Below are 17,403 nucleotides of genomic sequence, written 5' to 3'. Positions count from 1 at the left end.
GGGCGTGGCGGTGGAGATGAGTCGGGAACGCTTCGAGGAACTGGTCGGCGACGCCCTCGACGAGGTGCCCGAGGAACTGCTCGGGCTGATGAGCAACGTGGTGATCCTGGTCGAGGACGACCCGCCCCCGGGCGACGATGACCTGCTCGGCCTCTACGAGGGGCACGCGCTCACCGACCGGGGCTGGGACTACTCCGGCGTCCTGCCGGACCGGATCTTCATCTACCGCCGTCCCATCCTGCGGATCTGCGACACCGAGGAGGACGTCGTCGACGAGGTGGCGGTGACCGTGGTGCACGAGATCGCCCACCACTTCGGCATCGACGACGACCGGCTGCACGACCTCGGCTGGGGCTGAGATCCACCCCGGCGCCGGCCCGCCGGCCCGTTCCGCCGGTTGCGCTGGTCACCTACCCTCCGAGCAGAACACCCCGACTCAGGAGGCACTTCCATGCGCAGCGCGCTGTTCTCCGCGGAGAACCTGGAGAAGGAGTCCGCCCAGCCCGGCATGCGGCTGCAGAACTCCAAGATGTTGAAGATCGAGCTCAACGGCGAGGCGATGGCCCGGGTCGGGTCGATGGTCGCCTACCAGGGCCAGGTGCAGTTCCAGGCGCTCGGCTCCGGCGGCCTGGGCAAGTTCCTCAAGCAGAAGCTCACCGGCGAGGGCGTCCCGCTGATGAAGCTCAGCGGCCGGGGCGACGTCTTCCTCGCCGAGCTGGCCAAGGACGTGCACATCGTCGACCTGGAGCCGGGCGACGCGTTGTCCATCAACGGTTCCAGCGTGCTGGCTTTCGACTCCACCCTCCAGTACGACATCCGGATGGTGGGCGGCGCCGGGATGGCCTCCTCGTCCGGCCTGTTCAACTGCGTCTTCACCGGTCACGGCCGGATCGCGATCACCACGAAGGGCACCCCGGTGGTGCTCAACGTCGACGCCCCGACGTACGTCGACCCGCAGGCCGCCGTCTGCTGGTCGGCCAACCTGCAGACCGGCTACCACCGGGCCGAGCAGTTCGGCCTGGGCTCGCTGCTGGGCCGCACCACCGGCGAGGCGTTCACGATGAGCTTCGCCGGGCAGGGCTTCGTGGTGGTGCAGCCCTCCGAGGAGCCGCCGGTCGCCGGCAGCGGCGCCCAGGAGCAGCAGGGCGGCCTGCTCGGCGGCCTGCTGAGCTGACCGGGGCGGGGTGCCCGCCGCAAACCGGGCACCCCGGTCTCAGTTCAGCTCGCCGGCACGCAGCCGGGCCAGCCAGGCCGCCGCGTCGGCGTAGTCGGCGTCCGAGAGGCCGGCCGGCGCGGGGACCGGCCGTTCGCCCGCCCCGTCGGCCCAGCGGTGCCGGGGGTACGACCCGAGGAAGCGCACGTCCGCGCAGACCCGGCGCAGCCCTCGCAACGCCTCCCCGAGCCGGATGTCGGCCACGTGGCCGGTGCAGTCGAGGAAGAAGACGTACCGACCCAGTGCCTCGCCGGTCGGTCGGGACTCGATCCGGGTCAGGTTGACCCCGCGCACGGCCAGTTCCATCAGGACCGACAACAGGGCGCCCACCCGGTCGTGGGCGATGTAGACGGCCAACGACGTCACGTCGTCCCCGGTGGGGGGCGGCGGCGGGCCGGGGCGGGACAGCAGGGCGAACCGGGTCACGGCGTCGGCGTGGTCGGCGATCTTGTCGGCCAGCACGGCCAGCCGGTGCCGGGCCGCCCCGATGGGGGCGCAGATCGCCGCGTCGTACCCGCCACCCGCCGCGCCGGCTGCGGCGGCCCCGTTGGAGAGCACGTCGACCACGACGGCGTCCGGCAGGTACGTGCGCAGCCAGCCACGGCACTGGGTGGACGCCTGCGGGTGGGCGGCAACCGACCGGATCGCCGCCAGGGACGTCCCCTGGCGGGCGGCGAGCACGAACTCGACCGGCAGGATCACCTCCCGCGTGATCACCAGGGGATCGCCCTCGGCCAACTCGTCCAGGGTCACCCCGACCGCGCCGCCGATCGAGTTCTCCAGCGGGACCAGGGCCGCGTCGGCGTCCCCCGCCCGGACGCCTTCCAGCGCCTCGCCGACGCTGCGGGCGGGCGTGCGGGTGCCGTGTTCGGCGGCCGGCACGGTGCGCAGCGCCTGCTCGGCGAAGGTGCCCTCGGGGCCGAGGTAGACGAAGCGGGTGGGTGGTGTTCCGGGCATGCCGCCCAGCCTACGCACCCGGTACGCCCCCCGGGACGGCGTCGCAGGCGAGCGTCCGGATGCCGGTCGGCCCGGCCACCCGTACCTCGATGGTGCAGACGTCGGTGCCGGCGGTGACCAGCTCCAGCGCGCCCGGCCGGCCCCGGGTGACCACCTGGAGCTCCTCGTGCCCGGTCACCCGGAGCACCGTGTACTGCCAGTCCCCGGCGCAGAGCGGGCCGGTGCGCACCCGCACCCCGACCGCCCGGGGCAGCACGTCGGCCGAGCCGCGCAGCAGTGTGATCACCCGGTCCCCGGACGGGCCCTCGCGGCAGGCGGTGGCGACCAGGTCGGAGCCGGCGGTGGGCGGCGGGACGGCCGGCGGCGGGGGAACCGGGCCGGGTGGGACGGTCGCGGTGGCCGGCGTGGTCGGGCCGGCGGAGGCGCCCGCCGTGGCGGTCGGCGCCGGGGCCGGCCGGCGCAGCTCCGGTGGCGTGCCGCAGCCTGCGGACGCGAGGGCGAGGGACGCGACGGCGAGCAGCACGGCCGGGCGGGATGGCCGGCGGGGTGCGGTACGGGGCGGTGCGGTGGGCGGCACGAGCCGATCCTTGCATCGAAGAGCGTCGTGACGGCCGGGCGGCCGTGCCCATCGTAGGAGCCGTAGGCGCGCAGGTGAAGGGTGGCGGCGCGGATCGTCAGTCGAGGAGGCGGTGGCCGGCCCGGCGCAACGTGGCGGTCGCCTCGTCCAGCCGCACGGCCGGGACCAGTACGTGGTCCGTGTCGTAGGTCGAGAACGCCACCACGTTGACCCGTGCCGCGGCCAGCGGGGCGACCAGCGCGGCCAGGGTGCCGGTCACCGGCTGGCCGAGGGGCCCCACGACCCGCAGGCACCGCCAGTCGGTCTCGGCCTCGGCCGGGGCGCGGGACGCGGGGCAGATCACCGAGACCCCATCGGCGGACCAGCTCACGCTGACCACCTCGCCGTCGCCCAGGTCGCCCCACAGGTCGGGCCGGATGGCGGAATCGGCGGTCAACCGGCACACCGCGTATTCCCCCGGCAGCAGAGCGACATCGAGCATGAGGGCACCCTACGGCCTGGGTGCCGGTCCGACCCAGCGCCGAAGGGTGCGGCGAGCGCCACATTCGTGCAGTTCAGGACGGCGATGGGCGGATCAGATCTCGGAGAAGAAGGTGAGCGACCCGGCCACCTTGCCATGGGTCAGCACCGGCGTGGAGATGGCATCCACCGTGGCGTCCGACCGGCCCGCCGTCGAGGCCTGGACCCGGAGCAGCCCCCGGGCGAGGCGCCCCGAGCGCAGGGCGAGCAGCGGCGGAATCTTGTCGGTGTCCTGCTCGGTGAGTTCGCCCCGGTTCGCGGTGAAGTCGAGCAGGCGCAGGCACCCTTCGAGCAGCGGGAGGCCGATCACGTCCTCGGGGCAGCACAGGCAGAGCAGCTCGCAGCCGGCCGAGGAGACCGCGACGACGCGGGTCTCGACGTCGATCAGCAGGCAGGGCTCGGCGGCGTGGGACACGGTGGCGGACCACTGGCCGAAATTGTCGGACTCCTGCTCCGGCGGTGTCCGAGCGGCGGGCACGAACACTTCCGAGATCGAGAGTTCGACGTGGGCCACCGCGCCTCCTATTTGCACCGACGGTCTGTCCACGCTGACCGGTTGTCGCGGGGACCGTCGACCGCGCTTCAGCCACCAGGCCGCCGGTGATCGGTTGCCCTGACCCGGCCGGCGACGGCGCGGCCGGTGCTCCGGGTGGTGACCGGACCGCGTGGCGTCGCCGGAGACGTTACCGGCGGTTGGCCGGCTTGTCAGCCGCCGTTCGGCCGTCGTCGTACCACCGGTAGTCGGCGGCGGGGCGGTACGTGCCGTTCATCCAGGTGCCGGGGTGCTGCGCGACCCGGGCCAGCTTGTCGGCGGTGGCGGGGCTGATCCGGTTGCCCCCGGCCACGAGCAGGCGGTCCAGCTCGCGGTGGGTGGCCATCAGGCAGTCCTTCGGCAGGCCGTACACGCTGATGACGCCGGAACCGACGAAGGTCAGCACCGGTGTCACCGGGATCGGCAGCCCGACGGCTGCGGAGAGCGCCTTGCTCGCCCGCTTGGCGTCCCGACGGGTCTCGGCCACGTAGGCCGGGCGCTTGCCGTTGATCTGGACGACGTCCCCCGCCACCAGCACCCGGGCCCGGCCGTGGTCGGCAATGGTCACCGCGAACAGGCCGCTCGGGCCGATCGCGAGGAACCCGGCCCGCTCGTCCTGCCCCTGGTCGAGGAGGAGGTCTGAATTGTCCGATCGGGGCCACTCGATGACGTGCCAGGCCGGCCCGAGGTGGTCGAGCCGGCCGAGGGCCCGCGCCCCGGCTGCCTCCAACCGGCGGGCGCCTCGCTCGGCGCGCCGGCGGCGAGCCCACTCCAGGGGGCTCGGACGGACCGGCTCGAGCGCCCCCGGCGCCTCGGCGCGGGGGTGTGGCACCGACACGGGCGGCAGTGCCCGCGAGGTGGGTGCTGCTCGGCGTGCGGGAAAGACAGTCATCGCGACCTCCGGCAAAAGGTCCCTCGAAGTTATGTCCTCACTACCCTACGTCGACATACCGGGTACTCGGCAAGTCGGAGCGCCGGAGTGAGTGTGGATGAATGCCATATTCATCCACCGATGTTTTATCGGATGCCGCCAAACCCTGCCCTACCCTTGGTCGGGTGACCCACTACGTGGACAGCGAGGTCGGCCGCCTCGGCACGGTGCTGCTGCACCGACCCGGGCCGGAGCTGGCCCGACTCACCCCGCGCAACAACGACTCTCTCCTCTTCGACGCTATCCCATGGGTGGGGAGGGCGCAGGAGGAGCATGACGCCTTCGCCTCCGCCCTGCGCGAACGCGGGGTGGAGGTGCTTTACCTCGCCACCCTACTGGCCGAGACGCTGGCCGTCGGCGAGGCCCGCGCCGAGCTGACCGAGCAGGTGCTCAGCGCACCCCGGCTCGGCGACACCCTGCGCCGCCGGGTCGCCGACCACCTCGCCTACCTCGACCCGGCCGCCCTCGCCGACGTGCTCATCGCCGGGCTCGCCCACGAGGAGTTGCGGATCAGCCAGGAGCGGCCGGGCGGGCTGGTCTACGCCCTGATGGACCGGCACGAGTTCGTCATCGACCCGCTGCCCAACCTGCTGTTCACCCGGGACTCCTCACTGTGGATCGGGGACCGCGTCGGGGTGACCAGCCTGGCCATGCCGGCCCGCCGCCGGGAGACCACCATCACCGACGCGATCTACCGGCACCACCCGCGCTTCGTCGGCACGGAGTTCGTCTACGAGCCGGGGCTGGAGCACCTGGAGGGCGGCGACGTGCTGCTGCTGGCTCCCGGGGTGCTGGCCGTCGGGGTGGGCGAGCGGACCACGCCCGCCGGGGCGGAGCGGCTCGGCCGGCAGGTCTTCGCCGCCGGGCTGGCGCACACCATCCTGGTCGTCCCGATCGCCCAGGAACGGGCCACCATGCACCTGGACACCATCTGCACGATGGTCGACGTCGACGCCGTGCTGATGTATGCGAACGTGGCGAGCACCCTGGCCGCGTACACGGTGGTGGCCGGGCCCGACGGCGAGCTGCGGGTGGACGGGCCCGCGCCGTTCCTGCGGGCCGCCGCCGACGCGATGGACCTCGACCAGCTCCGGGTCATCGACACCGGCCTCGACCCGGTCACCGCCGAGCGGGAACAGTGGGACGACGGCAACAACACCCTCGCGCTGGCCCCGCGGCTGTGCGTCGGCTACGAACGCAACACCGGCACCAACGCCCAGCTCGAACGGGCCGGCATCGAGGTCATCCCGATCGCCGGCTCCGAGCTGGGCTCCGGCCGGGGCGGCCCGAGGTGCATGTCCTGCCCCCTGGTCCGCGAACCCCTGAACCGGTAGGGCAGGGGCCCCTGCCCACGCCAGGCGTCGACAGGGGCCCCTCCGACGCCCGGCGCGGGTGCCTCAGCGGAGGGTGAGCTGACGGCCGAGCAGGCCGTGCCGGGCCCGGCGGCCCGCCGCGTCCAACGGCTCGCCGGTCTCCAGGGCCTCGGCGTAACGCTTGGCGAACTCGGTCACCGGCTCCTCCCACTCGACGGCCGGGACGTCCTCGGGCAGGTCCCAGACGGGCACGAGGCGGCCGTGCGCGCGGAACATGCCGGCGAACTTCGTGTTCCCGGCGAGGGGCAGCGTGCCGGCGGCGCTGAGCCGGGCCAGCGCGTCCAGGGCGGCGTCCTCGTCGTCCGGGAGCACCCAACGCACGTGCGCCTTCTCCGGCACCTGGCACCAGTACGCGGCCCGCGCCGCGGCGAGCCGCACGGTCGGGTAGATCGCCGCGTTGGCCCGCTCCAGCGAGGCCTGGACGGTCGGGTCGTCGGCGGCCCCCGGGTCGAGCCAGAACTCGAAGCCCTCGTGCATGGCGACGTCCAGCGGCCCGTCGACCAGGATGTCCTGGAGCCGGGGGCCGAGGCCCGGCAGCGGCGGCACCGCGACCGCCTTGCCGGGCTCGGCGCGCAGCGCGCAGAGCAGCGCCTCGGCCAGGTCCCGGGAGACGTCGCCGGACTGCTGGTGGCGCTGGAGACCGACGAAGACCCGGCCGTCGGCCTTCGTCATTGCCGGGGCCGCCATGGGCAGCACGGTCGCCAGGGTCACGGTTCGGTCGCCGTGCTCCTCGACCAGTTCGGGGACGAGCCGCAGGGGCGCGGACGCGGCCGGGACCAGCTCGCGCAGCGCGATCCACTCCGGCTCGTCGGTCAGCCCCTCGAACGGTCGGGGGACGAAGACGTCCCGTACCTTCTCCCGCTTGGGGGTAACTTCGGCGGCCCGCTGGCTCTTTCGACGCTTGCTCACGGCGAATCAGCCTAGAGGCCCCACCGGAGGCGGCGGACCCGACCCGCCCCGCTCGGCGGGACGGGGGTCAGCCGGCGGCGACGAGGCCCGGGCTGGGGGTGCCGGCGGGGTCGAACTGGGCCCAGACGCTCTGCCCGAGGCCGTCCCGGTCGACGCCCCAGCTGCTGGCCAGGCCGGAGACGATGTGCAAGCCCCGGCCGTCGACGGCGTCCTGGCCGGCGGCCCGCATCCGGGGCCCGGTGCCCGCCCCGCCGTCGGTGACCCGGAGCTGGACGAAGTGCCCGTCGCCGGAAGCCGGGCTCAGCCGCCAGGCCACCCGGACCACCCCGCCGGGGAGCGGCTCCGCATGCCGGATCGCGTTGCCGACCAGCTCGGCCAGGACGGCCACCAGGTCGGTCAGCAGCACCGCGGGGACGAGGCCGGCCAGCTCGTCGGCGAACCGGTGCCGGGCCAGGCGCGCGCCGGTGGGGTGGTGCGGCACCACCACGCACCACGACCGCTGGACCGGCCCTGAGGTCACCGCGCTCCTTCACGCCTCTCGGGCGGCGGCCCGGCCGCGCTCACGCGCGGCAGCCGCACCTCTGCGACCGTACCGCCACCTGCCCTCGGCCGGAGGGATACCCATCCATTCTGTTGCTCGACGATCCGGCGGACGAGGTACAGGCCGAGTCCGGCGCCCGGGTAGCCGCGGCGGTCGCCGGACTCGCCCTGCCAGAACCGGTCGAAGGCCCGCTCCACATGCTCCGGCCGGATGCCGATGCCCCGGTCGCTGACCCGGAACGACACGCTCTGGTCGTTGCCGGTGCCGGCGATCTCGATAGGCGAGTCGGGCGGGGAGTACTTGTCGGCGTTGGTGCACAGCTCGGTCAGCACCGTGGTCAGGCTCTGCCGCTCGCCGACCGCCCTCGGCAGGCCGACCGGCACGTCCAGCACGATCCGGCGGCGCAGGTCGGCGGGCAGGTCCGCCACCGCCGACCGGAGCGCGTCGCCGAGGTCGAACGGGGCCAGCGACTCACCGGGGCGTCCCTCGGTGGCGGAGGTGAGCAGCCGGTCGACCAGCCGGGCCAGTTCGTTGGCCCGCTGCCCGATGACCCGGGCGGCGTGCCGCCGGTCGACGTCGGTCAGCGAGTCCCAGTGGTCGGTGAGGGTGTCCGCGTACCCCTTGATGACGGTGACCGGGGTGCGCAGCTCGTGGCTGGTGACCGCGACGAAGAGGTCCCGGTCCTGGTCGCGTAGCTGCTGGTCGGTGATGTCCCGGAAGGTGACCACCCACAGCGCGCCCGGGCCGGGCAGCTCACCCGAGGTGATCTTCAGCCAGCGGCCGTCCGGCAGCCGGTGGTCGAGGACCTGACCGGACGGGGGGAGCGGGAACGGCAGCGGACGGTTCAGCGCCTCGGTGGCCGAGAGGCCGGTCACCGCGGCGGCGGCCGGGTTCCACAGCCGGACGTGGCCGCCCCGGTCGACCACGGCCAGCCCGTCGGCCAGCGCCGCCACCACCGGGCCGTCGCCGTGCACCGGCAGGCCGGTCTGGTCGCCGTACATGTGGGCGATGCAGGCGGCGATGTACGCCATCACCTCGTGCTGCCCGGCGGCCGTCGACTCGTCGTGGTCGAGGTAGAAGGCGTGCAGGGTGCCGACGGTGAGCCCGCCGATCTCGGCCCGCGCGACCACCATCCGGCGCAGCCCCCGGTCGACAAGCTCCTGGCCGACCGGGCCGGGGATCCGGTCCACCCGGATGTCGCGGACGCGGGTGCCGGAGAGCAGACAGACGGTGGCGGGGTCGGTGGGCGACACCGGGCGGCCGACGGCCCACTCGGCGCCCTCGGTCGCGGCGATCACCCGGCCGCCCTTGGGCGCGAACTCCACGAACGCTGTGCTGGCCGCCCCGACGGCCGGCCGCACCAACTGGAGCAGCCGGTTCAGGACCGGCAGTCCGGCCTCCCCAGAGTTGATCATTTCGATCACCCTGCCATGGCCGGCGATGAGAGTGGCGAGGTCGGTGCGCTCCGGCATGTCCCGAGTGTGCCGCGCCGACTCTTCCATCGACACCCCCGGCTGTTCTGGCGTCCGTGCCGCGCCGCTGAGCCAGCGGGTCATCCCGCCCCGGGGACTCACCGGCCCAGCCGGGCCAGCGCGTGGGCCGGACGGTCGGTGATGATCCCGTCGACTCCGGCGTCGAGCACCAGCTCCAGGTCGGCCGGCTCGTTGACCGTCCAGACGTACACCTGGTTGCCGGCGGCCCGCAGCGCGGTCAACAGCCGGGGGCGGGACCGCACCAGCCCGATCCCCGGCCCGGCGATCCGGGTGCCGGCCGGCACCCGTCCGGGTGGCAGCCAGCGCGGCAGCACGTCCAGCAGCAGCACGGTGGGCAGGCCGGGGGCCAGGTCGTGGACGCGGCGCACGGCGAGCGGGGAGAAGGACATCACGGTGACCCGGACCGGGCTGTCCGCCCCGGGCTCGGCCAGGCCGTACCGGCGCAGCAGGGCCACCAGGCGGCGCTCGACGTCCCGGCCGTACCGGGAGGGGTGTTTTGTCTCGATCAGCAGCCGGACCGGCCGGCCGGCGTCCAGCACGGCGTCCAGCAGCCGTTCCAGGGTGAGCAGCCGGGTGTGCGACTCGTCGGGCGGCTCGTCGCCGTCCGACGGGGCGCAGCCCGGGTGCCAGGAGCCGAAGTCCAGCGCCTCCAACTCGGCGAGCGTACGGGCGCTGACCAGTCCGGTGCCGTTGCTGGTCCGGTCCAGCCGCCGGTCGTGCACGCAGACCAGGTGGCCGTCCCGGGTCAGCCGGACGTCGCACTCCAGCCCGTCGGCGCCCTCGTCGAGGGCCCGCAGGTACGCGGCGAGGGTGTGCTCCGGCAGGTCGGCCGAGGAGCCACGGTGGGCGAAGACGAGGGGATCCATGCCCGTCGCTCTCAGATGACCTGGCCCGGCTGCCCGTCCGCATCGACCACGGGTCGCCCGACGGCGGCCCACTGGCGCATCCCGCCGTCGGCGTTGCGCACCTGGTCCCAGCCGTTGTTCATCAGGTAGGCCACCACCTGCGCCGACCGGCCGCCGGAGCGGCAGATCACCGCCACCTCGCGATCGGTCGGGACCTCGGCCAGGCGGGCCTGCAACTCTGTCATCGGCAGGTGGTGGGCGTCGGGCGCGTGCCCGGCGGTCCACTCGTCGTCCTCGCGTACGTCGAGCAGGTAGGTGTCGTCGGCGATCTCGGTCACGGGCACGGTGGGAACCTGGGGTCCGAACACGGTCACCAAGCCTAGATCCTCGCCGGACCGAACCGGCGGGCGACGTGCGGAAGAGATGCGACCGCGCCCGTGACGCGGTCAGAGCCGGGTGATCCATCGGGGGTTGGCCTGGGCCCAGTCGGGCATCCGCTCGCCGCGGGCGGCGTCGAACAGGCCGTTCCCCCCGCCGTCGAGCACCACGTAGGAGACCTCGTCGATGGTCTCCGCGTGGGAGGGGACCTGCACACCGGTCAGCGCGTCCGGGGGCAGGTCCCGCAGGGCGAGCGCCAACTCCTCCAGGGGTACCCCGTTGGTGTCGACGGTCAGCGACGCGCCGACCGCCCGGATCAGCCGGTCCAGCCGCACCGGGTCGCGCCGCAGGTTCGTCTCGCCGGCCCGGTCCAGCATCGCCCGCAGGAGTTGCTGCTGGTGGCGCTGCCGGTCGTAGTCGCCGCCGGGCAGGTCGTACCGCTGGCGGACGTAGTCCAGCGCCCGGGCGCCGTCCATCTGCTGGCAGCCGACGGGGAAGACGGTCCTGGTGTGGATCGAGCGGACCTCGGTGTCGACGCACATCCGGATCCCGCCGAGCAGGTCGACGACCTGCCGCAGCCCGGCGAAGTCGATCAGCGCGGCCCCGTCGAAGCGCAGGCCGGTGAGTCGGGTGAGGGTGGCCGAGAGCAGCCGGACCCCGGCCTCGCCGCCGCCGCCGTGCTCGTACGCAGAGTTGATCTTGTCGCTGCCGCCGCCCCAACCGTTCGGCGCGGGCGGGATGGCCACCAGCAGGTCGCGCGGAATGGAGATCAGGTACGCCCGTTTCGTGCCGGCCGGCACGTGCACCACGAGGACGGTGTCCGACCGCTGGTCGTCCCCGGTGGCGCCGGGCCGCCGGTCCGAGCCGACCAGCAGGTAGTTCAGCGCGTCGTCGAGGTCGGTCCGGTCCCGCCGGGCATCCGGGTCGAGCAGTTGCTCCCGGGTCACCGTGCGCTCGTACCGGTGGCTCAGGATCTTGAGCCCGGCCACCGCGGCGGCGGCCAGCAGGGTGAGGGCCAGGCCGGCCCCGAGGAGCACCCGGCTCCACCGGGGTACGCGCCGACGGGCCGGCTCGCGCCGCCCCCGCCCGGCTTCCCCTGACCTGGTCGTGACGCCCCCCGCCGCCGAACGTGAAACCTTCTCGCGTCAGACTATGGGGGCGATTGGACCGACGGGCGGCTTTCGCGCAGTTCGGACGGCTTACCCGTAGGTGGGACGGCTAACTGCGGGCCGGACGGTTACTTGCGGGTGGAGAGCACGCCCGGGTTGGCGTACACGAACTCGGCGAGCTTGTCGTTCTTGATCGCCTGGAACATCTCCAGGGTCTGCGGGCTCAGCATCTCCTTCGAGCGGTCGGCGGTGGAGAAGTACTTCCCGCCGTTGGTGCGCAGCATGGTCAGGTCGTTGCCGGTGACCCCGCGCATCGTGAAGATCATGTCGATCATCGACACCCCGCCGGTGTCCAGCACGAGGGCCCCGCCGGCCGCCTTCATCAGCGCGTTGAGCTTCACCGGGTTGGTCAGGGTGCCGTTCTCGGTCGCCTTCTTCGCCATCGCCTTGATCAGCTGCTGCTGGTTCTGCTGGCGGTCGTAGTCGCCGCCGTCCAGGCCGTATCGCTGGCGGGAGTAGTCCAGCGCCGCCCAGCCCTCCATCTCCCGGCAGCCCTTCTTGTGCAGCACCGGGGTCATCTTCTTGCCGGTCTTCCTGGCGTCTGCGTTCCACATCGGCTTGCCGTCGACGTACGACATGTGGTGCGACTTGACCTCCTGGGAGACGCAGATCCGCACGCTGCCGAGGGTGTCGATGATCTTCTTGAAGCCGCCGAAGTTGATGATCCCCGCGCCGTCGAAGCTGACCCCGGTCATCTTCCTGATCGTCTTCGCCATGAGCTGCGCGCCGCCCTCCCAGCCGCCCCCGTTCTGGGCGCCGTACTGGAACGCGGCGTTGATCTTCTCGACGCCGTGGCCCGGGATCTCCGCTTCGGTGTCGCGCGGGATCGAGATCAGGTACGCCTGGTCGTGCGAGGCGGGGATGTGCAGCACGATGATGCTGTCCGCCCGGACGTCGTCGGCGGCCCAGCGCTCGCGCGCGTCCACGCCGAGCAGCAGCATGTCGATCGGGCCGTCCAGGTTCGCGCCGCCCTCGGCGTCGGACTTGCCGGCGTCGCCGAGCAGGTTGCCCTGGGCGATGTTTCCGGTGGCCTGACCGATCAGCGCCTTGCTGCCCACGATGGCGATGCCGCTGGTCAACATCAGCACCGCGCCGAAGACCAGGGTGAGACGCGCCCAGAGGGGGTCCTTGCGGCGGGCCCGCTTCTTCGCGGGGCCGCGGCTGGGGCGCTTGCCGCCGCGGCGGGGCTGCGACGTGACCCGCGCGGCTGCGCCGACGGGCTCCAGCGACGGGGGGCGACGGCTGGCTTGAACCGGCATGCGTGCTCCAGCTCGCGTTTTCGGGGGGGCGGGGGCGGGACCACTGTACGTACCGCTTCCCGTCAAGGCGAGTTAGTCACGTGATTATTTGCTGTTCTCCCGGTCGTCACTTACGGGAATTGCCCGAACGTCCAGGTCGATGCGACCGGTCGGCGGTTCGACCCCCGGGATGGGGGTTCTACCGCCGACCGGCGATGACGTCCGTCGAAGTAACGGGTGCTGCGCGTCAGTTCCCGTTACCGGTGCCGCCGGCCGGCTGGTTGGCCTTGACCCAGTCGGCCATCGTGTCCGTCGTCATGGCCTTGTACATCCCCAGGGCCTTCTCCCGGTCGGAGACCACCACCGACTCCCCGTTGATCGTGTCGCTGCCCGAGTTCGGGCTGGTGACGAAGATCAGGTTCTCCCCGCGCAGGCTGCGGAACTGCAATGCCATGTCGACCAGCGAGAACCCCTCATCCACCGTGACCGCGTCGGTCACCGACCGGAGGAAGGCGTTCAGCTTCTTCGGATTGGTCAGCGTCCCCGTGCTGGCCGCCTTGTCCATCAGCGCCTTCAGGAACTCCTGCTGGTGGCGCATCCGCGCGAAGTCGCCGTCGGGGAACTGCTTGCGCTGCCGGATCCAGTCCAGCGCCTGGGCGCCGTCCATGTGCATGGTGCCCTTGGTGAACTTCCGGAACGGCTTGTGGATCGACGTGACCGACCGCTCCACCTTCAGGTCGACCCCGCCCAGGGCGTCGGTGACCTGCTTGAAGCCGGCGAAGTCGATCGCCAGCACGTGGTCGATCCGCACGTCGGTGAAGCACTCCACCGTCTTCACGGCCAGCGGCAGGCCGCCGAACGCGAACGCCGCGTTGATCTTCCCCCGCTGACCCGTGCCGCACTCCGACTGGGCGTTCTCGGGGATCGGCACGTACAGGTCGCGGGGAACGGAGACCAGGTAGGCGGACTTGTGGTCGGCCGGGATGTGCATGACGATGATCGTGTCCGCCCGCCACTGGCTCTGCTGGTCCACCGGGGCGTCCGGGTCCCGCGAGTCGCTGCCGACCAGCAGGATGTTCAGCGCGCCGTTCACCGCCTTGGCCGGGCGACCGCCCGTCAGCTCCGAGAACGGGTCGGTGCGGGCCAGGTCGTCGTTGAGGTTGCTGGTGTAGAGCCAGGCGCCCGCCCCGCCGAGCAGCGCGAGCACCAGCACCGCCACGCCGGCCACCAGGCCGATCCGGCGCCACCGCGGCCCCTGCCCGCCCGGTCGCCGCCTTGGCCCGCCGGGACCTGTGGGCCCGCCCGGGCCGGTAGGCCCGCCGGGGCCGCCGAAGCCGCCGCCCGGTGACCGGTCGCCGGGCGGGGGGTACGGCTGGGCGTCGGACACGCGGGCGCGTCCCGGGGAGCCCTGGCCGGGGCCGGGGACCGAGGCGCGTCCGGCGCTGCGACTCAGGTGCGGTAGCGGGACGCCGGCGGGAGTGGTCGCTGACATGTACCCGAGGGTACGTAGCCCCGTCGAGTGTCGCGCCGAAGCGCAGGTCGCCCGGCGGGGCGTGGCCCGTCGGGCGGTTACCCTAGCCGCTCGCGGAAGTAGTCGATGGTGCGTCGGAGGCCGTCCTCGGGCGCCACCGACGGCTCGTATCCGAGCAGTTCACGGGCGAGGGTGAGGTCCGGTCGGCGCATCTCCGGGTCGTCGGCAGCCCGGGTGACGTACGTCACCTGTGACGCGCTTCCGGAGAGTGACACGATCAACTCGGCGAGTTGCCGCATGGTGAGCTCGTGCTCGGTGCCGCAGTTGACCGGGCCGGTCTCGGTCGAGTCGAGCAGCAGCAGGATGCCGCGCACCAGGTCCTCGACGTAGCAGATGGACCGGGTCTGGTTGCCCGTGCCGTGCACCGTGATCGGCTCGCCGCGCAGCGCCTGCGAGATGAACGTCGGGATGGCCCGGCCGTCGTCCGGTCGCATCCGTGGGCCGTACGTGTTGAAGATCCGCACGATCGCGGCGTCCAGCCCCCGATACCGGTGGTACGCCATCGTGGCCGCCTCGGAGAACCGCTTCGCCTCGTCGTAGACGCTGCGCACGCCGATCGGGTTGACGTTGCCCCAGTACGTCTCGCGCTGCGGGTGCTCCTTCGGGTCCCCGTACGCCTCGGAGGTGGAGGCCATCAGGAACCGGGCACCGTCGGCGACCGCGCGGTCCAGCAGGTGCAGCGTGCCCACCGAGCCGACCCGGAGGATCTCCACCGGCAGGGTGGCGAAGTCCGTGGGGCTGGCCGGGGAGGCCATGTGCAGGATCGCGTCGAACCGCTCGGCCAGCGCCGGGTGGTGGTTCGGCAGGCCGTCGGAGACGTCCGCCTCGACGAGCGTGAACGTCGGCTTCTCCAGCAGGTGGGCGACGTTGTCCTTGGAGCCCGTGACGAAGTTGTCCAGCACCACCACCGTGCAGCCGCGGGCGACGAGGGAGTCCACCAGGTGCGACGGCACGAAGCCGGCGCCGCCGGTGACGAGGACACGGTGACCGGGGCCGAAGCGCGGAGCGACCTTCATACGGCCAGCCTACAGAGGTGAGGAGGGGCCCCCTGCCGATGCCTCGGGCGTGGCGGGGGCCCCTCGACAGCTCGGCCGGTGCGGTGCCGAGCGGGTCCGGATCAGTGCGCGCCGGCGCCGGTGAGCGAGCGCACCTCCAGTTCCGCGTACTTCTCCTCGTCGTGCTCCTTCGAGATGACCGTGCCGATCCACCCGCACAGGAAGCCGAGCGGGATGGAGATGATGCCCGGGTTGGACAGCGGGAACCAGTGCCAGTCGTGGTCCGGGAACATCGCGGTCGGCGCCCCGGAGACCACCGGCGAGAAGAACACCAGCAGTACGGCCGAGAGCAGGCCGCCGTAGATCGACCAGACCGCGCCGGAGGTGTTGAAGCGCCTCCAGAACAGGCTGTAGAGGATCGCCGGCAGGTTGCCCGAGGCGGCCACCGCGAACGCCAGCGCCACCAGGAACGCCACGTTCAGGCTCTGCGCGTAGATCGACAGGGCGATCGACACCGCGCCGATGACCAGGGCCGAGAGCCGGGCGACCCGGACCTCCTGGCGCTCCGACGCCTGCCCCTTCTTGACCACGTTCGCGTAGAAGTCGTGCGCGAGGCTGGACGACGAGGCCAGGGTGAGCCCGGCGACCACCGCCAGGATGGTGGCGAAGGCGACCGCCGCGATGATCGCCAGCAGGGTCGCCCCGCCGAGATCGCCGCCGAAGAACTCCCTGCCGAGGGCCTCGGCGAGCTGCGGCGCTGCCGTGTTGCCGGCCTTGTCCTGCGCGACGATGTCCTTGCTGCCGACCAGCGCCGCCGCGCCGAAGCCCAGGGCGAGGGTGAGCAGGTAGAACGCGCCGATGATGCCGATCGCCCAGAGCACGCTCTTGCGGGCCGTCTTGGCGGTCGGGACGGTGTAGAAGCGGATCAGGATGTGCGGCAGGCCGGCCGTGCCGAGCACCAGCGCGATGCCGAGCGAGAGCAGGTCGACCTTGTTGTAGAACGTCTGCGTCGCGTCGCCGGCGACCTCGACGCCGTACTTCAGGCCCGGTCTGAGGAGGGCTTCGCCCTTGCCGGAGGAGGAGGCGGCGGCGCCGAGCAGCTCCGAGAGGTTGAAGTTGTATTTCGCCAGCACCAGCAGGGTCATCACCAGCGCGCCGGTCATCAGCAGGAACGCCTTGACGATCTGGACGTACGTGGTGCCCTTCATGCCGCCCACGGTGACGTAGATGATCATCAAAGCGCCGACCATGATGATCGTGGCGATCTTGGCGGTGTCGGCGTCCATGCCGAGGAACGTGGTGCCGGGCTTGATGCCGAGCAGCAGCGCCACCAGCGCGCCCGCGCCCACCATCTGGGCCAGCAGGTAGAAGATCGACACAGTGATCGTGGAGACCGCCGCCGCCGTCCGGACCGGGCGCTGGCGCATCCGGAACGCCAGCACGTCCGCCATCGTGTAGCGGCCGGAGTTGCGCAGCAGTTCGGCGACGAGCAGCAGCGCCACCAGCCAGGCGACCAGGAAGCCGATCGAGTACAGGAAGCCGTCGTAGCCGTAGAGGGCGATGATGCCGGCGATGCCGAGGAAGGACGCCGCCGACATGTAGTCGCCGCCGATCGCCATGCCGTTCTGGAACCCGGAGAAGGACCGGCCGCCGGCGTAGAAGTCGGTGGCCGTCTTGGTCTGCCGGCTCGCCCAGACGGTGATGGCGAGGGTGATCGCCACGAAGACGAGGAACAGGGTGATGGTCAGGTTGCGGGCGGTGCCGCCGCCCGCCTCAGCCGCGAGGACCGTGTTCATGCCTCACCTCCCCGATCTCGTTGCGGATCCGGTCGGCGACGGGGTCGAGCCGCCGGTCGGCGAACCGGGAGTAGAGCCAGGCGATGAGGAACGTCGAGACGAACTGGAGCAGCCCGAAGACCAGGGCCACATTGATGTGGCTGCCGAACAGCCGCGTGCCCATGAAGTCCCGCGCGTACGCGGACAGGATCACGTAGAGCGCGTACCAGAGGAAGAACGCGACGGTCATCGGGAAGACGAAGCCGCGCAGCGCGCGACGCAACCCGACGAACTCGTCCGACCGCTGTACGGCGAGGTACCGGTCAGCGGCGGACGCGGCCGAGGTCGCCGTCTCCGGCGCGTCCGGCGCGGGTGTGTCCGTTGACATCTGTGGATCACCACCTTCACAGGCGTGGGGAGTTTCGCG

19 protein-coding genes are annotated in these 17,403 nt (G+C 72.4%); 3 read left to right on the top strand and 16 right to left on the bottom strand.

The genetic code is table 11. From position 1 onward, the window contains the following. Window positions 1-10: 10 nt before the first annotated feature. Together ABT023_RS00460 and ABT023_RS00455 are read left to right on the top strand one after the other, a co-directional pair. The gene (locus ABT023_RS00460) at window positions 11-358 is read left to right on the top strand and encodes a metallopeptidase family protein (protein WP_350880604.1); all 348 of its coding nucleotides are present in this window, start codon (window positions 11-13) and stop codon (window positions 356-358) included. A 93-nt stretch (window positions 359-451) separates the two neighbouring features. Further along, complete coding sequence (locus ABT023_RS00455; protein WP_350880112.1) at window positions 452-1,174, top strand: AIM24 family protein; 723 nt, start codon at window positions 452-454, stop codon at window positions 1,172-1,174. Between the two features lie 39 nt (window positions 1,175-1,213). On the opposite strand, the gene pheA is transcribed toward ABT023_RS00455, so the two are convergent. From pheA to ABT023_RS00430, 5 genes are all read right to left on the bottom strand, one after another. Further along, entirely contained in the window at window positions 1,214-2,170 is a 957-nt protein-coding gene (gene pheA / locus ABT023_RS00450) for a prephenate dehydratase (protein WP_350880110.1), read from the bottom strand. 10 nt (window positions 2,171-2,180) lie between these two features. After that, window positions 2,181-2,693, bottom strand: coding sequence for a hypothetical protein (locus ABT023_RS00445; RefSeq protein ID WP_350880602.1), 513 nt, complete (start codon window positions 2,691-2,693; stop codon window positions 2,181-2,183). 151 nt (window positions 2,694-2,844) lie between these two features. After that, entirely contained in the window at window positions 2,845-3,228 is a 384-nt protein-coding gene (locus ABT023_RS00440) for an ACT domain-containing protein (protein ID WP_350880108.1), read from the bottom strand. Window positions 3,229-3,321: 93 nt separating this feature from the next. After that, window positions 3,322-3,780: a hypothetical protein gene (locus ABT023_RS00435; protein WP_350880106.1), complete on the bottom strand. Its 459-nt coding sequence runs from the start codon at window positions 3,778-3,780 to the stop codon at window positions 3,322-3,324. Window positions 3,781-3,949: 169 nt separating this feature from the next. Next, window positions 3,950-4,690, bottom strand: coding sequence for a hypothetical protein (locus ABT023_RS00430; protein ID WP_350880104.1), 741 nt, complete (start codon window positions 4,688-4,690; stop codon window positions 3,950-3,952). A gap of 164 nt (window positions 4,691-4,854) precedes the next feature. Between ABT023_RS00430 and ABT023_RS00425 the strand changes: the two genes are divergently transcribed. Continuing rightward, a complete protein-coding gene (locus ABT023_RS00425) occupies window positions 4,855-6,063 on the top strand; it encodes an arginine deiminase (RefSeq protein WP_350880103.1) in 1,209 nt (402 codons plus the stop codon). Window positions 6,064-6,126: 63 nt separating this feature from the next. Here ABT023_RS00425 and ABT023_RS00420 read toward each other — a convergent pair whose 3' ends face one another. The 11 genes from ABT023_RS00420 to ABT023_RS00370 form a co-directional block, all read right to left on the bottom strand. Further along, the gene (locus tag ABT023_RS00420) at window positions 6,127-7,011 is read right to left on the bottom strand and encodes a DUF5926 family protein (RefSeq protein WP_350880101.1); all 885 of its coding nucleotides are present in this window, start codon (window positions 7,009-7,011) and stop codon (window positions 6,127-6,129) included. A gap of 67 nt (window positions 7,012-7,078) precedes the next feature. Further along, entirely contained in the window at window positions 7,079-7,498 is a 420-nt protein-coding gene (locus tag ABT023_RS00415; protein ID WP_502890561.1) for an ATP-binding protein, read from the bottom strand. Between the two features lie 29 nt (window positions 7,499-7,527). Next, on the bottom strand, window positions 7,528-9,024 hold the full coding sequence (locus tag ABT023_RS00410) for a PAS domain-containing sensor histidine kinase (RefSeq protein ID WP_350880097.1): 1,497 nt from the start codon (window positions 9,022-9,024) through the stop codon (window positions 7,528-7,530). A 98-nt stretch (window positions 9,025-9,122) separates the two neighbouring features. Next, complete coding sequence (locus ABT023_RS00405) at window positions 9,123-9,911, bottom strand: glycerophosphodiester phosphodiesterase (RefSeq protein ID WP_350880095.1); 789 nt, start codon at window positions 9,909-9,911, stop codon at window positions 9,123-9,125. An 11-nt stretch (window positions 9,912-9,922) separates the two neighbouring features. Next, a complete protein-coding gene (locus tag ABT023_RS00400) occupies window positions 9,923-10,258 on the bottom strand; it encodes a rhodanese-like domain-containing protein (RefSeq protein WP_350880093.1) in 336 nt (111 codons plus the stop codon). 78 nt (window positions 10,259-10,336) lie between these two features. After that, the gene (locus ABT023_RS00395) at window positions 10,337-11,305 is read right to left on the bottom strand and encodes an LCP family protein (protein ID WP_502890558.1); all 969 of its coding nucleotides are present in this window, start codon (window positions 11,303-11,305) and stop codon (window positions 10,337-10,339) included. A gap of 200 nt (window positions 11,306-11,505) precedes the next feature. Next, window positions 11,506-12,696 (bottom strand): LCP family protein, encoded by a 1,191-nt coding sequence (locus tag ABT023_RS00390; protein WP_350880091.1) that lies wholly within the window; start codon window positions 12,694-12,696, stop codon window positions 11,506-11,508. Between the two features lie 226 nt (window positions 12,697-12,922). Continuing rightward, window positions 12,923-14,167, bottom strand: coding sequence for an LCP family protein (locus ABT023_RS00385; protein WP_350880089.1), 1,245 nt, complete (start codon window positions 14,165-14,167; stop codon window positions 12,923-12,925). 77 nt (window positions 14,168-14,244) lie between these two features. Further along, on the bottom strand, window positions 14,245-15,222 hold the full coding sequence (locus ABT023_RS00380) for an NAD-dependent epimerase/dehydratase family protein (protein ID WP_350880087.1): 978 nt from the start codon (window positions 15,220-15,222) through the stop codon (window positions 14,245-14,247). 101 nt (window positions 15,223-15,323) lie between these two features. Beyond that, window positions 15,324-16,997, bottom strand: a complete 1,674-nt coding sequence (locus ABT023_RS00375) for a monocarboxylic acid transporter (protein WP_350880085.1) — start codon at window positions 16,995-16,997, stop codon at window positions 15,324-15,326. Beyond that, window positions 16,975-17,364, bottom strand: coding sequence for a DUF485 domain-containing protein (locus ABT023_RS00370; RefSeq protein WP_350880083.1), 390 nt, complete (start codon window positions 17,362-17,364; stop codon window positions 16,975-16,977). Before ABT023_RS00370 ends, ABT023_RS00375 begins: the two co-directional genes overlap by 23 nt. Window positions 17,365-17,403: the final 39 nt, after the last annotated feature.

The organism is Micromonospora sp. NPDC002296 (assembly GCF_040296145.1).
Taxonomy (GTDB): domain Bacteria; phylum Actinomycetota; class Actinomycetes; order Mycobacteriales; family Micromonosporaceae; genus Micromonospora.
This window is presented reverse-complemented; position numbering and strand designations above follow the sequence as displayed.